The following is a 21,214-nucleotide window of genomic DNA, read 5'->3' on the forward strand; positions in this document are numbered from 1 at the left end:
TATCTCAGTTCCAATGTGGCCGATCACCCTCTCAGGTCGGCTACGCATCGTCGCCTTGGTAAGCCATTACCTTACCAACTAGCTAATGCGCCGCGGGCCCATCTCAAAGCGGATTGCTCCTTTGGTTACAGAATCATGCGATTCCGCAACTTTATGCGGTATTAATCTCCCTTTCGGGAGGCTATTCCCCTCTTTGAGGCAGGTTGCCCACGTGTTACTCACCCGTCCGCCGCTAATCCGTTCCCCGAAGGAAACTTCATCGCTCGACTTGCATGTGTTAGGCACGCCGCCAGCGTTCGTCCTGAGCCAGGATCAAACTCTCAATTTAAAGTTCAATCTTAAACTCAAATTCACTGACTTTATGATTTATCATCATCATCTCTGTTTAATTTTCAAAGACCAGTTTGTTTGCCGCTTCAAGCGACTTAATTATTATATCATTTAAGTTTTTTCTTGTCAACATTTTTTTAAACTTTTTTCTCAACTTTTTAGTTTGTTTCAAACTTGTAAGTTATTTTTAAAGTTTATTTCCTGTTGAACTGTTTCGCCGTGTTTCAGCGACGTGTTTTATAATATCACGTATATATGCTTGTTTTCAGTATGTTTTCATGGATTGAGCCGCATTATTCTATTATTCCTCGTTTTTCATCTGTTTTTTGGCGTATTTCTTATATAGACACGCTAGGAAAAGTTTTTATATATCCAATGCGTATATATTAATTATTTTGCAATTTATGCTAATATTTGTTTGTATAATTAACTATAATTTGAAGATAAGTAATAGCTAATAAGTAAGAAGTAACAGTTAAGGATAAAACTCAAGGAGTTTATTATAATTAATTTGTGAATAAGTAAAAAGTAATAGTTGTGGTGAAAATTCATCAAAGCTGAATTTTGGGAAGAACTCTTACTTCATACTATCACTTTCTTACCTATTCCCTATTACTTATCTACAAGTTTTATTTACCTAACAATTAAAGTTATACATTCTTATATATAAACAGAGCTCTTAGCTTTAGATGGAGTTTTTACTCCATCTGAAGGTTAGAGATCGTTATCCAGGGACGTAGCTGCCGTTATCTCCCACTTTGTTAGAAGTGGGAGTGTTACGGCAGGTAGTCATCGGATAAATCCTAATCATGTCTACATACTTAGCCTAACTATCGCCAATAAAGGATTTTTTAAGCCCCTAAAAATAAAAGGTATAACCACTTCATTTAATGAACCAATTATACCTTTTCCCACTATACCATTGCTTATATTTAATTAAAGATTTTTCGTAACGCAGTGGAGGAAAATCCTCCTTTCCTAGTACCTAGCACCCAGCACCTAGTACCTAATCTTTTCGCTCTTACCTCTTACTTAATTCTTACCTTCTCCACAAATTCCAATTTTACATTCTAAATTTTAAATTAAGAACGTTTATTCATCTAATGTAGAAATTAACATTTATATGCCAAGTTTGAGTTAACTACTTAGATTTACAAAATTATATATATAACTGCACGGGAATAACTCTTGTATATCTTCACATACTAACATTTACATTTACAACATTACATATAACTACACCCTTAACTTCTGCCACTTTCCACTTCTGAATCTGAAAAATAAAAGTGTTCCTCTAAATAATAAATCTATAGTCATGGCAATCCATGCACCTATTAACCCATAACCTAAAACTATCGCAAGAACATAGGCCAAAGTTAACCTAACACCCCAAACTCCTAAAACAGTTATTATAAGAACTCCTCTTGTGTCACCAGCACCACGCAGTCCCCCTGCAAAACCCATAACTCCTGCTAGAAACGGTTGAGAAATTGCAACTATTCTAAGACACCAACGAGCATTTTTTATTATTTCACCATCTCTAGTAAAAAGCATTAAGAAGGCATCTGGAAACAGGAAGAAAAAAATTCCTACTGTGCTCATGAAGATAGCACCCATTTTAACCGCCATAAATCCACTCTTTTTAGCTATGTCTGGTTTCTCTGCACCTAAAAATTGTCCTACTAAAGTAGTTGCTGCCAGTGCAAATCCAAATCCTGCATTAAAGGACAACGATTCTGCTGTTAACGTAATTCTATGTGAGGCATAAATAACCGTTCCCAAACTAGCAACTATTCTAGCAAAAAGCAATTGCCCAAATCTCATAAAAAACTGCTCTATAGCTGCTGGAATTCCTATATTGAATATTCTTTTTATTATTTTTAAATTTATTTTGAATCCATCTTTTAATTGAATTTTTACTAATACCCTACTATTAAATACTAAATATAAAACAATGCATCCTCCAACTATTCTTGATATAGTAGTAGAAATACCTGCCCCTGCCACTCCAAGTCCTGCTCCTGGTATCATTAAATTCATTTCTTTTCCTAGTAATGGCAAGGTAAAAGAAATACTTCTTGTTGGGTATATTAAAAGAAAATTACCTATAATATTTAATATATTGCATCCACCATTTATATACATTGGAGTTTTCGTGTCGCCGCTTCCCCTTAAAACCCCAGACATTATCATAGTTATTATCATCATTGGAAGTCCTAAGCTAGTTATTTTAAAATACCCCGTTGATATAGGTATTACCTCTTCTTCTGCTCCCATTAATATTATTATATTTTTAGCCAATAAAAGGGCTAATGCAGTAAACACTATGGCCATTAATACGCTGATTATCAATGATTGCTTAGCTACTTCACCAGCTTCCTTAATCTTTTTTGCTCCAATAGCCCTGGCTACTAAAGCTGTGGTACCTACACTTACTGCTGCAAATATAGACATAGCAGTCATCATAGGCATATCACTTAATCCCACCGCCGCAATAGCTGCTGCTCCAAGACTTCCTACCATAGCCATATCAGCGAAACCCAGTAGTGTTTGCATAAGCATCTCCATTATAGCTGGCAGTGCTAGTTTGAATGTATCTCTCGCTAAATTATCACCATTTAGCTCCCTAATATTTATTGAATCTTTCGAACAACTTTTATTATCCCCCATAATTACCCCCTAATAATATTTACTTGCGAACATTATAAAAACTTATATGATCTCTCCATTTTCCATTTATAAAGAGATAATTTTCATTCAAGCCCAATTCTTTAAATCCACAAGCCTTCAATACACTTTGGGACTTTTCATTGTCAACTAATGTAGATGCCTCTAGCCTATGAAGCCCCATTTCCTCAAAACAATAATTTACAACTAATCTTAAAGCATCTTTCATATAACCCTTTCCCTGATGTTTTTCATCCATGGAGTATCCTACAAAGGCATTTTTGAAGACCCCATATATAATATTAGATACTTTTATAATTCCTATAAACTTCTGCTCTTCATATACTCCAAATTCTATTTCTATTCCATTTAGATAATTTTTATAACTTTCTATAAGACTTCTCTTTTGATACTGCAAAGAGTAAAAACTTTCATCTCTTGAAGGCTCAAAGGGCATCAAATGTTCTCTATTTCTTATATAATAGTCTAACACATCTTCTGCATCTTCTGGTGTTAAAACCTTTAGTTCTATTTTTTCACCCTTTAGTTTTAAAGGTATTCTCCTAATATTACTTTCGTAAGATCTATAGTCTATTCCAAATATTAATTTTGAAAATCTTTCCCCTTTTACCTCTATACTATCCTCTATTATCCCCTCTAATTTGAAACCTAAATCCATAAAGGGACGTAAATCTATTTCTTCATTTATTAAAACATTTATTTTATACATATTCATATTTTTAAATAAAGACATCAGCATTAGCTTGAGAATATTTTTCAAATTATCATATGCTTCACCGCTATATCTATAAAAATTCAACTTAAAGCAGCAATATCTGTTATCCTTATCTAATTCTGTTATAAAAACTCTTCCTATGGTAATTCCAGTTCTATCCTTTACTATGTATTCTTTTTCCTTACCATTTACTAATTCTAAAAGCACACCGCCCTTTTCCATGATTATCTATCACTCCTACAAGATAAAATGTCTTTTGTCTTTATATGTATAAGCGCCATAAAAATTATTGATATAAACAAGCTTACAGGTATTAAATAAAATGCATATCTATAACCAATGGTATCATTAAGTTTTCCTATAACTACGCTAACCACCATGTTTATTGCTGATGCTGCAGTTACCACAGTACCAGTTATGGCAGATACTTTTTTTGAAAATACCTTGCTTATGGTTAAAACTGTAGTAGGGAAAATTATAGAGAAAAACAATCCTGAAATTGATATTAAAATAAGTCCCTTTTCCCCCATGAAAAGAGCTAAAGTATATATTACAAATGCCATAATTAAAAATTTAAGCATTGTATTTATATACCCAAATTTCTCTACTACTGCTCCTCCTAAAAGTCTTCCTATTGTCAACATTCCAAAGAAAATAGAAAGATATGTAGCGCTAGTGGCTTCATTATATCCGTATACGTTTTTAATATAATTTATAAGCCAGCTGCCTGTTCCCATCTCTGCACAAACATAAAACCCTAATGCAATAATGTAGAAAAATATTAAAGTCTTATCAACTTCTCCATTTTCCTCGTTTTGTGATGCCTTGTGTACCTCTGGAACTTTTAAAAATATAAATATAAATAATAAAACTACAAAAGCAATTGCTATGTATAAGTAAAGACTTCTCCATCTTACCCCTTTATTTATAAGATTTCCTGCCATTTTAGGTCCTATACTAGCTCCTAATCCATAACAAAAATGTGTTACATTCATAAGAATTGCTTGGAAACTCAATAACAGCACTGGAATTAACGTATTTACAGCTATACTTGTAAAAGCTAAACCTAAATTCATTATAAACATACCTAATAATAAAACCTCAAATATACTAGCTTTTATAAAGATACCTAAAGAAACTATCATGGTTATTATTCCTATGGATAATACCTTCTTTTGACCTACTTTTTCGCAAAGTAATCCCCCTATAAATGTAGCAATAACATAACCCAAAGAGCCTATAAAAAGAAAAATTCCTATATTAGTATCTTTAACACCAAATTCTGATTTAAATACAGGGATAAGTACACCCCTTATATTTTCTGATATTGCATTAATAATCATAAGTAAGAATATAAAAATTATTAAAGCAAATGTACTTTTATTATTTGTCACTTTTTCCTTCATGTTAAAAACCTCCTTTCATAAATAACATTGTATATTAAACTAGTAAAATGTTAAATAAGTATTTACTACCTTTCCCTGAACCTATTTATAATCTGTAAAAAAATAGTTACTTAATGTTAACATGTTAAATAATTTCTTTTTCCATATACTTATTATATAATATTATTGATTGTAAACTAAAAAATATTGTTGCTGATATTAAATAATTTAAATAAACTTTTCAGAAACGATACTTTAGAAATACTATGGCATGATATTTTATATAATGTATTGTAAATAATAATCTTATATTTGGTGGTAATTTTAATACCGATATTTTAATACTGACAAATTTAAAATATAAACTTAATTGATATTATACATTATATTGTAGATTGGGGGAGATTTTATTGAGAAAAAAGAGTAGATTCAAGACTAGATTAGTTATATTAGCTATATTGCTTTCTACTATTCTGGGCATATATCTAGGATATAGGATATTTAAGAAGCCATCAAAAGAAAATAAAACATGGATTCTTCCTAAAATAAATAGTTCTAAAAAAATATTAACTGAAGAGGCCATTATAAAATCTATGAGAGATAAAAGTGAGCTTATAACCTTAGAGACATCCCTTCAACAAAAGATTGTTATTGACGATAGCTGGGGAAATTTTTCTTTATTTAAAAAAGTGCAGAACATAAATTTCTTTGGGGATGGAGTATATTGTGTAGATCTTTCTAAAATAGCTGATGATGACATAAAAGTTGATAATAAAAAGAAGGAGATTACCATAAATTCTCCTAAGCCTTATGTGAAAAATGTAACTATAGATGAAGCTAAAACCGAATATCAAACTGTAGAAAAGGGAATACTTCGTTTTGGAGAAATAAAACTAGACCCATCTGAATATGGTGTTATGATGAATGAAGCTAAACTAAAAATGGTTAATGAAATGAAAAAAACTGAAACCTACAATAGAGCTGAAGAAAACTCTAAAAATGCCATAATTAACTTTTTACAGGGAATATTAAAGAAACAATCCTTTGAATCATATAAGATTAATGTCCATTTTAAATAAAACTTTTTATGCTAAAATATGGGCGTTCTCTAATTGCTTTACTAACAAGCAATGTACATTTTTAAGAGACTACATAAATATTTCTTATATAATATAAAACTATCTGATAAACCTAAATTTTAAATAAAATATTGAATCAAAGACATTAATAAAGGCACATAGCCCTCTGATTTAAGAGGCTATGTGCCTTTAATGGTAACTATCTAAAGCTCCTTTATTAGATATTTATTATTCTACTACAGCTATTTGCTACAACTTTATCATGTGTTACTACCACAACTGTCTTTCCCTTTTTATTTAAAACCTTCAACAAATCAATTACCTTATGAAATAACCAGAAACCAGCTGAATATCTGAAATGTGAAAATTTTTCATATATTCATCATCAACTGTGTATATATATTTAATTATTTTCTCCTTCTTTGAATCCTGATCTATGCGTGTAAAATATATAGATACCTCTGTACCTTTTGATGCCCTTAAAATTTTATCATGCTGCTTTCCCCTAGGTAACATATTGATTTTAGTTGGTATAATAATTTCATAACTATTCTTTAAGTGATGTTCTGCATTTTTCATATTAAATATTTGTGTTTCTTTGTGTTCTTTATAAAATATGAAAAAAGAGAACATTGAAATAGCTAGTAATAAAAACCCTATTACTTTTTTCAATGTATCTCCTCCTTCTCTAACAATTATTCTGATAAGTTTGTCTATGTTTAAATGGTATCATACATAAAATAAAAAAATACAGAATTCGCAACCCACAAAAAGGGAAAAAATACATATAATAATACAAAATATTCATATTAGTATATGTATTTATTTACTTCTAGTCATTTACTTAAACATTTCACTTAAACATTTCACTTAAATATTTCCATAAAATACGATTTTGTGTGTAAAAACAAAGCTACAAAAATGTTGTTATGTCAATTAAAAGATGAATTAATATTAAAACAAATTTTATATTTTCGTATATATATTTGGACAAGATCTCAAGCATTATATTCCTTTTTTGGATATGTAAGATGTTATAATCATGCAACCAAAGCTCATCCTAAGAATCTCAGTTACAATCACATGAACATGTATTACTTCTCATAATTGCTGATATCAGCATCCTTTTTTGGGTAATATTTTCATCTTCACTTTTAATACAGTTTTTGCTTAAAATCACATCCATCCAAAACCTTTAACTACACATTTTTAATACTTTAAAAACTATTTTTTCAACCTATGCCATGAAATTATATTAAATTGAGTAATTTCAATGCAAATAAATTTTAGTATTGATTTAAGCATATATAAAATCAAAGACGTTTAAGTTAATATAATCTTTTATGGCACAGATGGATTTTTTTCATAATTAAACTATTTAAATTAAAATGCATTTTAAAGCTCTCATAATAAAGTAAAATCTAAACCACTTCCTTTTTGCAAGATATATTATCTAAATTAATTACTTCATCAGCTATATCTAACATATTTTTATCATGAGTCACCATAATAATTATTTTATCTTTTTTTATATCTTTCAAATATCTTTTTAAATAATTTATGCTTTCTTTATCTAATGCAGAACTAGGCTCATCTAAGATTATAACATTTGGATCTTTTACAAAAGCTTTTAGTTGAGATATCTTTTGTTTTTCTCCACCTGATAAATTAGAAGAGTTTTCTGTAATTACGGTATTTAGGCCCTTTTGCAATCTTTTGATTAAACCCTTCATATTTAGTTTATAAGCATAATTTTCTATTATATCAGTATCTATATTACCCCCAAAAGTAATATTATTCATTATTGTATCATTAAAAAGTATTGGTTCCTGTTCAGATATCCCAAAATGCTTTTTACGCACATAATATAAATCTAAATTTTTTATATCCTTTGAATTGTACCATATATCACCACTGTAGCTATTAATCAATCCTGTTATTAGATTAATTAATGTAGTTTTCCCTGAACCATTTTCACCTACTATAAAATAAATTTTACCAGTATCAAAATTTAAAGAAATATCCGAAATAACTTTTTTTGAATTATATGAAAATGATACATTTTCAAGTTGTATATTAGATACCTCATTAAGTTTTTGAACTCCTTTATTTTCTTCCTCTATATCCATTATTTCTTTTAACCTATTATATGATACTAAAGTTGATTGATATGCAGAACCAAATTCAAGGAAAAACTGGATACTTGCTGTAAACATTGGGAAATATGAATTAAAAGCTAAAAAGTTACCTAATGACATTCTTCCTTTTATAATCTCTAATCCACCTAATAGCAACAACATTAAAGTAGACATGCTCTGAATAAAAATTCCTGCACTGTCAAATACAGCATAACTCTTAATAAAATTCATATTAGCATCTAATACTAAACTAAAAAATTTTTTTAGCTTATTTCCCGAAAATTCAAAACAACAATTTTTCTTAATTGCACTTATATTATAAAGTTGTTCGTTAATTTTAGAAAAAAACTTATTTTCCACTTCTTTTTTCTCCAAATCCAACTTGTACATAATTTTTTTAAATTTAAAATATATTATTAAATTAAAAGGAATGCTAAAACTTAATATTAAAGTTATTTTCAAACTAATACTAAAGCAAAAACATAAACTACCAATACACATAAATATATTTATTACAAAATTAATTCCTTTATTTGTTATAAATGAAACAACTTCATTTGAATCAAAATTTATTCTTTCATTTAGGTATGCTGCATTTGTATCATTGAAATAAAATAATGGAACTCTTTTTACATGTTCAATCACATCATATGCTAAATCAAAATAAGATTTTGTGTTAAACTTTGTTATAATTATATTATTAATAAAACTAATTACTATTCTGATAATAAAAAGCACTGCTATAATTTTAGTAAAACGTAATAATTCATCCACAGTTATTAATTTTAATTTATCAATATAACTACTTATGATATAGGGTTGTATCAATTCCACTATCCACAAAATAATCCTAAGTGAAATTATACCCATCATGTAATTTTTATACTTTTTTGTATGATTAATCACATTTCTAATCATATTAATCACCACTTTTTAAAAATTATTTACTAATCAAATAAAACTTAAAATAGTATAAAATACATACTATTACCTTAGTTGTAAATTTTATACACATTTTAAACGTATTATCTTAGGTTTCCATTTTGATTTTACAAATATATAGAAATTAATATCCAATTTCATTTATATACAAATTAGTAGAAAGTGAAGTTTTAATTATAATTCTTTCATTAGTACTTTTAACAAAATCTTTTATCTATCTAACTTGCTTAACTAAAGCATTCATCCTACATCTTCAAATTCTACTTCATATAAAACTATAAATTCAAAGCAACTTATGAGATTATGTGTTATAAATACTAATCATAAGAAACCATATTTTAAAAAAAGCCTTGTAGTTCTTAAGTTATTTATATAGTATTTACTTTATCTATAAAAAACTTCTATAGTTTGACGTTTATTATAAAAATTAAATAAACTTTACTAAATAACTTATGTTCTGCAATTTTAAAAGTTTAATTACCAATTATAGTTATAAGTTTACTTTTGGCAATTTTAATCCAAGAAATAAGGTTAGACTTATCCTACATCAATACAATTAATTTTTTTAAGAAGCTAGTTTTAGTTCACTTAGTATTATATCTATAAGAATATTGTCTTTAGCTTTTTTATATACTAGGTAGACTAATTCTTTAACCGACAGTCTTTGCATTACTTAAATAGTATCACCTAATGTTTCTACTTCATTAAGATGATATAACCTATACAACCCTAAAAAATTAATTGCTAAAATACAAGTAAGAAATATCTCTCGATAGAGAGTATACTTTTAACCTTATATTTATCAAAGCCTAAATTACTTTTAAGATATTTATAGTTAGTTTCAATACACCATCTATTTTGATAGTATTCTATTATAGTTTGAACATCGAGTTCTATGTCCGTTGACATCAAGTACACAGGGAATTTAAAGCTTTCACCATCAGCTTCATAGCAGATTAAAACTAATGCATTTTCAACTTTTGAAACTTTACCTTCGTATTTATATACTCTATACTCTTTACCTTTGACGGTAACTACATCTAAGGTAGAGGGATTAATATATTTTACAAATTCTTTAAGTTGCATTGCAATTCCCAACGGTGATATCTTTCTATTGGATTTCAAAGCACCAATTAGATGAAATCCTTCCATTAGACTACTATCTACAAGTTTTTGGCTAGTATACCAACTATCAACGAGGCAATATATCTTATCACAATTAGATGGTTTTTCAAAAGAAGCTATAAAATCCACAGCTATATCAGATTTACCCATGAAGGATTTGTTATATTTCAAGCAATTTTCTTTACTAAAGTAAGGTTTATAGTTTAAGGGGATAGATATATCTCCTACAACAAAATTAGAAGCAACCACACAGTGAGACCAAAGATTCTTACCTTCCGTATGGGAGTGATTATAGCTTAACCCCTGCATTTTCTTTGCTTGTACTTTAGGATTTACAGTATAATCTATAACTAAAAATCCTACGGATTTAGCATTTACAAGCTTATCAAAATGTAGCTTTAAATAATTAATTCGGTTTCTATCGATGAGACTATCGTCCCATTTTGAGCGACTTAAAAATCTATATATAGAGCTGCTACTTTTAGCAATCAATATATTTTCTGAAATTTTGTATAAAGATTTTGTGCCAGATAAATTTGTTAATCCATTTATGATGGTGGTTAGATGATAAAATTGTGGTTTATTCATTCCATAGTTTACATCATTTAAGTAGTTGTAAATTCTATCATCAATGGATACAATATGATTAGTAATTTTATTTGACATACTGATAATCCTCCCGTGTTTTTAATTGTCTGGTAACTTTTATATATCACGGAAAGCATCAGTGTGCCATATTTATTTTTTAGTAGTATTACCAATTGAACTTTTTATTCTGCAGAATTAAAGTAAATAATCATAATAGTTAGTGTAGCAATAATTTCTTGCATCTAAAAACTTAACTCCTGCTTCGTAATATCAACTATAAATATATTAATACCAAATTACTATTTATTTTAAATAGTCCATTCGTTTTTTTATATTATTTATTTAAATTTTTAAAGGGTTCAATTGACTTAGCATTATACACCACTACAAGATACTGAAAATACCTTATCAATGGTGCCTTTTCTAACTCTTTTTTTGTGTCTTCATTCCCTTCTTGAAAATACTTATAATCCTTTAACTTATAAAAAGGAGAGCCTTTCCCCGATAATCTAAACACCATTAAATCAGATTTCCTAAAAGGTTTTATTAAATCAATTAAATTTTTATTAGCATTAATTTTTATTTTCTCATATTCAACTTCACCGTCATCATTACTTTTTAGCATTAATGTTTCACTATTTTCATAAATAGTTTCAATAGATAACACCTTGTCTTTCACAGGTGAATTTCCATTATTCATAAAGCTAGCTAAATTATCACCTATTTGATATACATGAAATGCTCCAAAATGACCATAATATTTACCTTTTTCTAGCGTTGAATATAATCTATTAAAATTCTCATACATTCTTTTTTCACGATACTTCATAGCATCATCATTCATTTCCCCCATTGCCAGCCAATGAAGGTTGTAATATAAATTATCAAGCACATATGTGAATTCCTTAAAATCTTCCTTAATAAATTTTTTATATAAATTTTCATTTTCCTTAATATCATTTTTTACTCTTAAAACACTTTCCTCTAATTTTAAATATGAATAATATGGATCTTTTTTAAAATTTTCAAAATCATTATTAAGCTCCATAGTAGTTTTTTGAGCTTCTGGTGGAATTTCTAATTTACTAGTAATTGTATTCAAGTATTCAAAGTATTGAAATGGATTAGCATTTATATCTATACCTATTACTTTAATCTTTTCCTTTTCAGATAACTTACTATTGAATTTATATATTTCTTCCCACTTCTTATAAGACTGCTTATTAATAAACTGGGAATATCCTGAATTCTTTATTAACCTGTCTAAACAAGACTTGTCTCCAGTTTTTAAATATTCATTTAGAATGATAGAATTACAATAGTTAGTTTCCACCAAATAGTATTTTATGTTCGCTTCTTTTTTAAAATATTTGAGAAATTTTAAGTCTAAGTCATCATTCACATTTACTTTATGGTATTCACCTGTTAAAAACACTTGATTATTTTCTAAATCCTCTTTTAATATATTAAAAGTAGAAAAATCATCATTATCTTTTATATCAATGTCTGTACTATTCTTTTTTAACCATTTTTCTTCACTTATTCCCTTATACGGTAAAATAAATTTAATTAATAAAATAGTACATATTAATAAAATAAATATACTAAATGTAATTTTAATTTTTTTCATATGCAACTATCCTTTCTTTTACTAACATTTTATATAACTATTTTATATATACGGAATTTCAATATTATTTACATTTAATATTGAATTTTAATAATCTTAATATTATAGTAATAAATCAGCTATAAAAGCTGATTTATTACTATGGAGTAGGAGTATACCTATTACATCCTAATGCCCTACACGGATGATGTATTGTATCCCATATCTTACCAAATATTTGATTTGTTCTACAATGACCATTACAATAACAGTCACATGTACATGAATGTCCCATTGTAGTAGCTGATGTTTTTAGTCCTTCAACTAGTATTTTCATACAGTTTCACCACCTTTCTCTAATATTAAGTTAGTGAATTAAAAAACTTTATTAATATTAGCTCCTAACTTTTTGCTTAACTTGTAACCATTTATAATATCAAATTTATGTGTAAAGGTTCTATTATAAGCTATTTAAAATATAATTATTGCTCTATTCTTAGATTTTTGTAATATTTCTTTAAAATCTCCCTAATTTGATGCAAATTATATTCACATATAGGTTCATTATTATTTTTAATCCTATCATGAGGACATCCACTACGACATATAGGGAACAATTTGCATTCCACACATTTATTTGGATATTCCGATGTAAGCCACTCTATTCTTTCTTTATTAAACTTAATTCCTTCTTTAACGCTTCCTATATAATACTTAGGATTACCTATTCTATGCCAACACTTTGACATATTTCCATTGGGATCAATTACAATATTATGAACAGTAAGTGCAGTACATCCTAGAAAACTCTTTGGATATGTAAAGTTACTATTTATATCAGCATCTATTAGTAATTTTTCTAAATCTATATGCATATCATTAAACTCATCTCTTGAATAGCACTCATTAAAAACATGCTTATTTACTTCCTCTGTAGCAGTTACCGGTGAAAAATACAATTTAACTTTACCATCCCAATTTTTTCTTTTAAAATATTGTACTAAATCCTTGAAATAATCTACATTTTTTTTATTTATATTTGTTCTTATCACTACTTGTAATAAATCTTTTACATCATCAATATTTGCAGTTATCTTAGAAAAACTATCCTCGCCACTTTTTAACTTTCTTGTCTTATTATGCACTTCTCCAACTCCATCTAACGTTATTTGAGTTTGATAAATATTACATTCTTTACTAAGCATTAAGGCGGTATCGTAATCAAGCAATACTCCATTTGTTACAATTGAAGCAGTATATTCCCTTTGATTTTCTTTACAAATTCTTATAAGTTCTTTTGATAAATATCTTATTATTTCTTTTTCAAGAAGAGGTTCTCCACCATACCAAGATACTGAAATAAAAGTTATTTGGGGATATCTTTTTATATAATCTTCTATGCATTTTATAAGTAATTGCTGAGTATTTTCACTCATTTTTTCTAGATTCTTTTTTTCATAACAATACGGGCAAGCCATATTACAATTCATAGTAGGCGCAATTGTTAGAAACAATCCTCCACTTCTGTCATATCTATATAGATTATACTCTAACATCAGCTTTTTAAATTCATCTAAATCTTCTTCTACTATAAAACCATTATTACTCATTATATTTAAATTTTTTTTCATGTTTTTATCTTTTAAATTATTATCATTTATATTATCTAAATTATTATATATTGCTTGAGTTTCACAATCCATTATTCCAAATGCACTTGTAACTGAATTATAAATTAAAATTTCTCCATTACTTAGTTTATCCACATTGATATTATATTTAGATTTTTTAAATTTCATAATTTATTCCTCCTGAATAATACGACCATATAATAAACCATTTGTTTTCGGCAATTTATTATAAATAAATTATATCTTTTATCCTTACATTTACATAATAAAAAATTAATTTTACGCAATAATTACTTAACAAGCTTGTCTATAAATATGCTATCACACATAAAATGAAAAAAATAAAAAAAAGAGTCGAGCTAAAAAAAAAAAAAGAACATAATAAAACAAAATATTATGAATATTTTGTTTTATTGTCGATTTATAATTATTTAATTAAACCTTAATATAAAAACGTATCTTTGTCCCTAAAAAATATATCTATAAAAAGGCTTTTAGTGTAAACTAAAAGCCTTTTTATGTCGAATATTAATATACGATTTTTATTTTTACTCATTCATATATGTTATTTAATAAGATTTTAATCTAAACACTCCCACACATAAAATAAAAACACACGATAATACAAAATATTTATATTATCATGCGTTTTTATTTTATACCCTAGAATACTTCCCAGTAAAACATCCAGTGCAAAATCCCCCATTATGTTTTAGTCCACTTTTAAATCTTTCAAAACTTAAATATTCAAGGCTATTCGCTCCTATGTACTTTTTCATTTCCTCTCCAGAAAAATTGTTTTCTATTAACTCTTTAGAGGTTTTTATGTTTATTCCATAGGGACAAGTATATTTGATTTTAGGGGAAGCTATGCGTATATGAACTTCTTTTGCACCAGCTTCTCTTAGGGCTTTTACTATTACCTTCATGGTGTTGCCTCTTACTAGGGAATCATCTACAACAACAACCCTTTTATTGTACACTTTCTCTTTTAATACACTAAATTTTAGCCTAAGTAAGTTTTCTCTATTATTATCTACTATAAAGGTTCTGCCTATATATTTATTTCTTACAATAGCTCTCTCATAAGGAATAGAAGCTTCCTTTGCATATCCTAATGCATAGGGAATTGCTGAATCTGGTATTCCTATTACCACATCACACTCTGCCGGATGATCCACAAATAACGACTTTCCTGTTTCTTCCCTAAAAGCATTTACATATATGTCATCTACAATACTGTCTTCTTTACTAAAATAAACATATTCAAAGGCGCAGGTACATAGTTTGCAGGTATTAGAAACCATTGTACTCTTCATTCCTTCTTGGTTTATTATTATAAGTTCCCCTGGTTTTACGTCCCTTAAAAAATCCGCTCCTAAAGAATTTAAAGCACAACTTTCAGAACAAGCTATGTAGCTTTCTCCTAATTTTCCTATGCATAAAGGTCTTATACCCATGGTATCTCTTAAAACTATTAGCTCTTTATCTAATAATATTATTACGCTATATGAACCTTTAAGCTTTTCTACTAGCCTGATTACAGCTTTTTCTATACCTAGATGTAAATTTGCTTTTATAAATTTACCTATAACCTCTGAATCACTATTGCTTTTAAAATATTCTCCAGTTAAAGATTCTCTAATTTCACTAGCATTTGTTATATTTCCATTGTGCACTACAGCAAAGCTTTTAGAATTTACTTTCTCTAAAAACGGCTGTGCACTGCTAATACTAGGCTTTCCGCAAGTAGAATATCTCACATGTCCAATGGCTACATTGCCCTTTATTTCATTTAAAATTTTCTCATTAAATACTTCTGAAACCCTACCTATATTCTTGTATATATTAGTCCTATTAGCATTAGTATATGCCACTCCACAACTTTCTTCCCCGCGATGCTGAAGTGATGAGAGACCAGCATAAATTGAAAGGCCCATGTGTATATTGTCTCTGTCTTCTGCGTATATTCCAAAAACTCCACACTCTTCTTTAAACTTGTCCTCACTAGTCATGCTAGTCTCCCCCTTATTTCTTGAATTTATTATTGATTCAGCTTTTGCAGTTATAAAATAAAAATATAAAATTCGCAGATAAGTACTAGGTATTAGCTAAGAAGTAAGAAGTAAGAGTTAAGGATAAAACTCTAGGAGTTTTTATAATTAATTTGTAAATAATAGTTCTTACTTTTTTACTATTACTTCTTCACTATTACTTTTTACCTATTACTTCTTCACTATTACTTCTTCCCTTGTATAGTGTAGAACTTAAAATTTATATACGAAAGTTGAGTTATTAATTTTACATTCTACATTGATACTAGTCGTCTTCCCTCAAAACATTTATATTTTTACCTTCTAAAACTTTGTTCATGTTTCTTACTGCACACATTTTTCCGCACATTGTACAAGTATGTTCATCATGAGGCATAGATTCTGCTCTGTATTTTCTTGCCTTTTCATCATCTATAGCTAATTTAAACATTCCTTCCCAATCAAGCTTTTGTCTTGCATCTGACATTTGGTTGTCCCAATCTCTAGCTCCTTTTATGCCTTTAGCTAAGTCTCCAGCATGAGCTGCTATTTTAGTTGCTATTATTCCCTCTTTCATATCATCAAGATTTGGAAGTCTTAAATGTTCTGCTGGTGTTACATAGCATAAAAAGTCTACTCCTGCTCCTGCTGCAATAGCTCCTCCTATAGCACTAGTTATATGGTCATATCCTGGTGCTATATCTGTAACTATAGGTCCTAGTACATAAAATGGTGCTTCATGACATAATTTCTTTTCTAATAAAACATTTGCTTCTATTTCATTTAAAGCCATGTGTCCTGGTCCTTCTATCATAACTTGTACATTTCTAGCCCAAGCTCTTTTTGTAAGCTCTCCTAAAATCATTAATTCCATTATTTGAGCTGGATCTGTTGAATCGTCTATACATCCTGGACGACAAGCATCTCCTAAGCTTAAAGTTACATCATATTTTTCACATATATCTAATATTTTATCGAAGTACTCATAGAATGGATTTTCTTGTGAATTTAATTGCATCCATGCATATAACAATGATCCGCCTCTTGAAACTATGTTCATACGTCTTTTATTTCTCTTAAATATTTCAGCAGTTTCTCTTGTAATACCTGAATGTATAGTCATAAAGTCAACGCCATCTTCTGCATGCTTTTCTATAACTCTTAAAAGATCTTCTACAGATAAATCTTTAAGTTCCTTATCATAAAAACCTACTGCATCATACATAGGTACTGTTCCTATTATCGCTGTAGACATACCTACTAATTTTGTTCTGAATTCTTCTGTCTTTCCAAAGCAGCTTAAATCCATTATAGCTTCAGCCTTCATTTCTATAGCCTTTTTAGCTTTTTCTAATTCCAAATCTACATTACAACAATCCTTAGATATTCCTAGGTTTACATTTATTTTAGTCTTAAGTCCTTTACCGATTCCCTCTGCATCTAATGCCTTATGGTTTTTGTTAGCTGGTATAACTACTTTTCCCTCTGCTACTAATTCTCTTAATTTCTCCACTTCCATATTTTCTTTTCTAGCTACAGTTTCCATTTCCTTTGTAATTATGCCCTTCTTAGCAGCATCCATTTGAGTTGTATAATTCATATTTTTTCTCCCCTTATCTCCTTTTTTTATAATAAAAAGGAAGCATCTCTGCTTCCTCATAATATAGGCTATATTAATAAAAAAACACACAATGTAGAAATTGTGTGCTTTAAGCTATTAATTAAAGCGCTACTTCCCTACGTTAGAATTAACTAATTCAGGTTATGAGGGTTAGAGAAATATCTCAATCTCAGCCTGCCACTGCAAGCTCCCCTAGTAACGAGTATATTCAATTTTAGTTTAACCTTATATAAAAATTATAACATAGCTGCAATTCTATTACAACAATCTATGAGTTACTATTTTATATTTGCAAAATCATGGAACTACACTTCAGTATTAATCATTATCAAGTGAGTGTCTCACCTATAGAGTATGAGGGACTTCTGCTATTAACGTTAAATCCTTTATAACTTCCCCACCTATTATAAGCCCTGCACAAGACGGCACAAAGGATATACTTGAAGGCATTCTTCTATTTTCCTCAGTATCCTCAAATCCACACTCTTGAAGTTTAGGCTGCACAGGCATTTCCTCTGAATAAAGGACTTTAAGTTTCTTTACTCCTCTGTCCTTTAGCTGTTTTCTCATAACTTTAGCTAGTGGACAAACTTTGGTTTTGTGTATGTCACTAATTTTAAATTTAGTTGGATCTAGTTTTTTACCTGTACCCATAGAACTTATGATTTTAACATCATTCTCATAACACCACTGAGCTAAATCTATTTTAGATGTCACTGTATCTATAGCATCCACCACGTAGTCTACATCCTTAGTTACAATCTCAGGTATATTCTCATTATCTATAAAGACTTTGTGACATAGCACATGACAATGTGGATTTATATCTAAAATCCTATCTTTCATAACTTCCACTTTTGCCTTACCTATAGTTGAGTGAAGGGCTATTATTTGTCTATTTATGTTAGTTATATCAACTACATCTTTATCTACTAAAACTATAGTGCCAACTCCAGCTCTTGCTAATGCTTCACATACAAAGCCACCTACTCCACCTACTCCAAGTACCACCACTTTGCTATTTTTTAATTTATCTACGGCAGCTTTGCCTACTAAAAGTTCTGTTCTAGTGAACATGTTATCCAAAATAATCACTCCAGTTCTAATTTATAGAAATATCCTTAACTTATTATTTCCCGCAAAACAACATATGTACCCTATTTAATTTAATTAAATTCATTTCATACTACCTTTATACTATATATTAATTTGCAGTAGCTATTTCTTTTTGTAAATAAGTTCCTCCCTCTATACATTTCTTTAAATTTTTAGCTATAGCTTCAGCTAATTTCACTGGCACAGCATTTCCTATCATTTTGTAATTTTCATTAAGTGAACTACTAAGAAACTTAAAGCTATCTGGAAATGTCTGTATTCTAGCACATTCCCTAACAGACATTCTTCTGATAATTTTTCCACTATCCTTTTTAAATTGCCATTTATCTTTATCTATTTTTTCCATTTCAGGACTATCAGGATGTATCTGTGTTTGTCTTCCACTTGCTTGAACAGTAAATCCAACCTGTTCCCAGCCTCTACGTCTGTTTCTGCTCATAAAAATTGGGGAAAATGACCCTTCCATCCATTCTCCTGGATTATCTCTTAAATCACCAATAGCCTCTTCTAATGTAACATAGTTTTCTAGTGTGTGAGTTGGTTCTGGAAATACATAATTACTATCTATGTCGTTTCTTATTCCAACTATAAATACCCTTTCTCTATCTTGTGGTACTCCATAGTCTTTAGCATTCACAACTTTATAAGTAACTGTATATCCACACTCCTTAAACATATAAACTATTTCATTAAATGAATTGATGTGTGCTTTTGATACAATACCTTTTACATTTTCAGCTACAAAAGCTTTTGGTCTTTTATCCTTTATTATTCGTACATATTCATAAAATAACTGTCCCCTACTATCTTTTTTGCCTTTCATTGCTCCAGCAAGGGACCAAGATTGACAAGGTGGTCCACCTATTATTATGTCACAATTAGGAATATCATCCGAATTTATATTTACAATACTATCTATTATCAATTTAGTATTTTTATGATTATATCTATACGTATCAGCTACCTTCTTATTATTATCATTAGCCCATATAATATCAAATCCTGCATTTTCAAAACCTAAATCTAGTCCACCACATCCCGCAAATAAAGCAACTGTTTTTAACACGACTATTCATTCCTCCTCTTAACTAATATTTTTATTTTATCATAAGAATTCCCTTTTTGTAAGATGGAGCTTGTACTTATGCCGTTATAAGTTGTATAATGTTGTTAATATTGATTTTTTTTGGAGGCGTTCAATGTCTAGAAATTTTACTGATTCTGAAAGATATATTAAAGAACTTTTTTATAAAGGTAATACATTTATAAATAACAATAAAAATTATGAGGTGATTTTATCTGATAAGCCAACATGTAGCAAAGGAGAGCCAAAAACTGACCTTTATATATTAGTTAATGAACTAGAAACTAATACTAGAAAAGAACTAAAAATATCTGTAAAAAAGTCAAATGCTGATTTTCTGGAAAATAAAACAAGCTCCGAAAGAGCTTTAGCAATCTTTGGACAAGATTGGAAATATATAATTAATGCATGTACTATGCAACTTGAGGATAAATTTAAAAACAAGCCCCTTATTTACAAACGTAAAAAAGGAAAAACAAATGCAGGTTCTATTACTTTAGGCTGGAAATTTGAACTCCTAAATAAATCTAATGGTGAATGTTTGTGTCAAGTTAAAGTGGGCAATTTTATTTCTTAATTTTTCCATTATAAATTCAGTTGAAAATTTTATTCCAAAAGGGCTTCGCCCGCAGCCCGAAAGGGCGCACTTATCCCGTTAACTTTTTATTCAAAATTTTAAAACTATCTATAAATAAGTTCACTAAAATTTTTTTCTTTAAAAAAGCTTTGTATAGCTTTTCTTCCATTAGTCATGGCGCAGCCTGTAAATGGTACTCTTGCTTGTTGTATAGGATAATACTTACTTTTCTTTACCTTCTTATTTACATCAGCTGCTGTTAATGTAATCATCTCTGTTATTGTTTCTAATTTATCATCTGAAACAACTCCTGAACATACCTCATTTATCACATTGTATATTCTTTTACTTGCTTTTTCAGCTAGTATTTTAGCTAAATTATTGGCACCTTTAATAGACCAACTCATTTTTCTTCCTTTCATTCTCTGAGCTAATACATCACATATATTGTGCTCCATTGTACCTAAATTTCTGTATTCTAATCCTTCTGGAGCCTTCGGCATTTTTATTTCTTCCCTTAGCTGATATGGCTTTAATCCTATCTTGTTATCAA

15 protein-coding genes, 1 rRNA gene, 1 pseudogene and 1 riboswitch are annotated in these 21,214 nt (G+C 28.9%); of the genes and pseudogenes, 2 read left to right on the forward strand and 15 right to left on the reverse strand.

The genetic code is table 11. From position 1 onward, the window contains the following. The 4 genes from FGK85_RS10640 to FGK85_RS10655 form a co-directional block, all read right to left on the reverse strand. Positions 1-328: ribosomal RNA gene (locus FGK85_RS10640) — 16S ribosomal RNA — on the reverse strand; the annotation flags it as partial. Between the two features lie 1,238 nt (positions 329-1,566). Next, positions 1,567-3,000: an MATE family efflux transporter gene (locus tag FGK85_RS10645; RefSeq protein WP_138206444.1), complete on the reverse strand. Its 1,434-nt coding sequence runs from the start codon at positions 2,998-3,000 to the stop codon at positions 1,567-1,569. A gap of 19 nt (positions 3,001-3,019) precedes the next feature. After that, positions 3,020-3,958, reverse strand: coding sequence for a GNAT family N-acetyltransferase (locus FGK85_RS10650; RefSeq protein WP_396276640.1), 939 nt, complete (start codon positions 3,956-3,958; stop codon positions 3,020-3,022). Next, positions 3,958-5,139, reverse strand: coding sequence for an MFS transporter (locus FGK85_RS10655; protein WP_138206448.1), 1,182 nt, complete (start codon positions 5,137-5,139; stop codon positions 3,958-3,960). The genes FGK85_RS10650 and FGK85_RS10655 overlap by 1 nt, the downstream gene beginning before the upstream one ends. Positions 5,140-5,528: 389 nt before the next feature. Between FGK85_RS10655 and FGK85_RS10660 the strand changes: the two genes are divergently transcribed. Continuing rightward, positions 5,529-6,197, forward strand: coding sequence for a DUF4230 domain-containing protein (locus tag FGK85_RS10660; protein WP_138206450.1), 669 nt, complete (start codon positions 5,529-5,531; stop codon positions 6,195-6,197). Between the two features lie 318 nt (positions 6,198-6,515). On the opposite strand, the gene FGK85_RS10665 is transcribed toward FGK85_RS10660, so the two are convergent. From FGK85_RS10665 to FGK85_RS10705, 10 genes are all read right to left on the reverse strand, one after another. After that, entirely contained in the window at positions 6,516-6,869 is a 354-nt protein-coding gene (locus tag FGK85_RS10665) for a hypothetical protein (RefSeq protein WP_138206452.1), read from the reverse strand. A gap of 749 nt (positions 6,870-7,618) precedes the next feature. Beyond that, the gene (locus FGK85_RS10670) at positions 7,619-9,253 is read right to left on the reverse strand and encodes an ABC transporter ATP-binding protein (protein WP_138206454.1); all 1,635 of its coding nucleotides are present in this window, start codon (positions 9,251-9,253) and stop codon (positions 7,619-7,621) included. 768 nt (positions 9,254-10,021) lie between these two features. Beyond that, entirely contained in the window at positions 10,022-11,068 is a 1,047-nt protein-coding gene (locus FGK85_RS10675; RefSeq protein WP_138206456.1) for a transposase, read from the reverse strand. Between the two features lie 256 nt (positions 11,069-11,324). Further along, a complete protein-coding gene (locus FGK85_RS10680; protein WP_138206458.1) occupies positions 11,325-12,620 on the reverse strand; it encodes a TraB/GumN family protein in 1,296 nt (431 codons plus the stop codon). Between the two features lie 139 nt (positions 12,621-12,759). Then, positions 12,760-12,936: a hypothetical protein gene (locus FGK85_RS15385; protein WP_171011395.1), complete on the reverse strand. Its 177-nt coding sequence runs from the start codon at positions 12,934-12,936 to the stop codon at positions 12,760-12,762. Between the two features lie 145 nt (positions 12,937-13,081). Beyond that, positions 13,082-14,398: a radical SAM/SPASM domain-containing protein gene (locus FGK85_RS10685; protein WP_138206460.1), complete on the reverse strand. Its 1,317-nt coding sequence runs from the start codon at positions 14,396-14,398 to the stop codon at positions 13,082-13,084. Between the two features lie 488 nt (positions 14,399-14,886). Continuing rightward, complete coding sequence (gene purF / locus FGK85_RS10690) at positions 14,887-16,245, reverse strand: amidophosphoribosyltransferase (RefSeq protein WP_138206462.1); 1,359 nt, start codon at positions 16,243-16,245, stop codon at positions 14,887-14,889. Positions 16,246-16,549: 304 nt separating this feature from the next. Continuing rightward, a complete protein-coding gene (gene thiC, locus FGK85_RS10695) occupies positions 16,550-17,863 on the reverse strand; it encodes a phosphomethylpyrimidine synthase ThiC (protein ID WP_138206464.1) in 1,314 nt (437 codons plus the stop codon). A gap of 117 nt (positions 17,864-17,980) precedes the next feature. Then, positions 17,981-18,088: riboswitch (TPP riboswitch) on the reverse strand. A 141-nt stretch (positions 18,089-18,229) separates the two neighbouring features. Then, a complete protein-coding gene (locus tag FGK85_RS10700; RefSeq protein WP_138206470.1) occupies positions 18,230-18,973 on the reverse strand; it encodes a tRNA threonylcarbamoyladenosine dehydratase in 744 nt (247 codons plus the stop codon). Positions 18,974-19,088: 115 nt separating this feature from the next. Further along, positions 19,089-20,066, reverse strand: coding sequence for a DNA cytosine methyltransferase (locus tag FGK85_RS10705; RefSeq protein WP_138206466.1), 978 nt, complete (start codon positions 20,064-20,066; stop codon positions 19,089-19,091). A 133-nt stretch (positions 20,067-20,199) separates the two neighbouring features. Here FGK85_RS10705 and FGK85_RS10710 point away from each other — a divergent pair, with 133 nt between their 5' ends. Further along, on the forward strand, positions 20,200-20,661 hold the full coding sequence (locus FGK85_RS10710) for a hypothetical protein (protein WP_138206468.1): 462 nt from the start codon (positions 20,200-20,202) through the stop codon (positions 20,659-20,661). A gap of 104 nt (positions 20,662-20,765) precedes the next feature. Here the strand turns inward: FGK85_RS10710 and FGK85_RS10715 are convergent. After that, positions 20,766-21,214 (reverse strand): annotated as a pseudogene (locus FGK85_RS10715) (ISLre2 family transposase); the annotation flags it as partial.

The organism is Haloimpatiens lingqiaonensis, assembly GCF_901447495.1.
GTDB classification, from domain to species: Bacteria; Bacillota; Clostridia; order Clostridiales; family Clostridiaceae; genus Haloimpatiens; species Haloimpatiens lingqiaonensis.

What these genes read in the sequence shown, in the direction of transcription:
- FGK85_RS10645 (WP_138206444.1), bottom strand. Translation starts at nt 3,000, where the DNA reads ATGGGGGATAATAAAAGTTGTTCGAAAGATTCAATAAATATTAGGGAG.
- FGK85_RS10655 (WP_138206448.1), bottom strand. Translation starts at nt 5,139, where the DNA reads ATGAAGGAAAAAGTGACAAATAATAAAAGTACATTTGCTTTAATAATT.
- FGK85_RS10670 (WP_138206454.1), bottom strand. Translation starts at nt 9,253, where the DNA reads ATGATTAGAAATGTGATTAATCATACAAAAAAGTATAAAAATTACATG.
- FGK85_RS10675 (WP_138206456.1), bottom strand. Translation starts at nt 11,068, where the DNA reads ATGTCAAATAAAATTACTAATCATATTGTATCCATTGATGATAGAATT.
- FGK85_RS10680 (WP_138206458.1), bottom strand. Translation starts at nt 12,620, where the DNA reads ATGAAAAAAATTAAAATTACATTTAGTATATTTATTTTATTAATATGT.
- FGK85_RS15385 (WP_171011395.1), bottom strand. Translation starts at nt 12,936, where the DNA reads ATGAAAATACTAGTTGAAGGACTAAAAACATCAGCTACTACAATGGGA.
- FGK85_RS10685 (WP_138206460.1), bottom strand. Translation starts at nt 14,398, where the DNA reads ATGAAATTTAAAAAATCTAAATATAATATCAATGTGGATAAACTAAGT.
- purF (WP_138206462.1), bottom strand. Translation starts at nt 16,245, where the DNA reads ATGACTAGTGAGGACAAGTTTAAAGAAGAGTGTGGAGTTTTTGGAATA.
- thiC (WP_138206464.1), bottom strand. Translation starts at nt 17,863, where the DNA reads ATGAATTATACAACTCAAATGGATGCTGCTAAGAAGGGCATAATTACA.
- FGK85_RS10710 (WP_138206468.1), top strand. Translation starts at nt 20,200, where the DNA reads ATGTCTAGAAATTTTACTGATTCTGAAAGATATATTAAAGAACTTTTT.